Genomic DNA, 255 nt, shown 5'->3' with positions numbered 1-255 from the left:
TCGCCGGCACCCCGCCCTGGCTCGGGCCGAGCGGCATCGGCGGCACGACCGGATCGTCGCGATCCCTCATGATGTTGTTGTCCTGACGGTACGCGCCCTGCACACCCTGGATGTAGTCGTAGCGGTTCGCCGTGACGGCCTGCGTGGTGTCGCGGTCGGCGAGAATGACCGGGCGCAGGAACACCATCAGGTTAGTCTTGTTGCGCGTCTTCTGCTCGGAGCGGAACAGCTGGCCCAGCCAGGGAATGTCGCCAA

The 255-nt window shown here is 66.3% G+C and carries 1 protein-coding gene; it reads right to left on the bottom strand.

Features of this window, described 5'->3' with window-relative positions:
- Positions 1 to 255 (bottom strand): secretin GspD/PilQ domain-containing protein (locus tag VSR82_RS40460; RefSeq protein ID WP_498858972.1); only part of this gene is annotated, 255 nt, incomplete at both ends.

This window comes from Burkholderia sp. JPY481 (genome assembly GCF_038900515.1).
Classification (GTDB): Bacteria; Pseudomonadota; Gammaproteobacteria; order Burkholderiales; family Burkholderiaceae; genus Paraburkholderia; species Paraburkholderia youngii.
Note: the sequence above shows the minus strand (reverse complement) of the source record. Positions and strands in the feature narration are given on the sequence as shown.